Genomic DNA, 256 nt, shown 5'->3' with positions numbered 1-256 from the left:
GACAAGACGGAAAGACCCCATGGAGCTTTACTGCAGCTTGATATTGAATTTGGGTACGATCTGTACAGGATAGGTGGGAGCCGTTGAGGCAGGAGCGCAAGCTTCTGCGGAGGCGCCGTTGGGATACCACCCTGATCGTATCTAGGTTCTAACCTAGTGCCCTTATCGGGTACGGGGACCGTGTCAGGCGGGCAGTTTGACTGGGGCGGTCGCCTCCTAAAGAGTAACGGAGGCGTTCAAAGGTTCCCTCAGAATG

Annotated in this window: 1 rRNA gene; it reads left to right on the top strand. The window is 55.5% G+C overall.

Annotated features, from left to right (window positions below):
* Positions 1–256: ribosomal RNA gene (locus tag C162_RS32260) — 23S ribosomal RNA — on the top strand; the annotation flags it as partial.

Origin of the sequence: Paenibacillus sp. FSL R7-269, assembly GCF_000517865.1 — a bacterium.
Classification (GTDB): Bacteria; Bacillota; Bacilli; order Paenibacillales; family Paenibacillaceae; genus Paenibacillus_AQ.
Note: the sequence above shows the minus strand (reverse complement) of the source record. Positions and strands in the feature narration are given on the sequence as shown.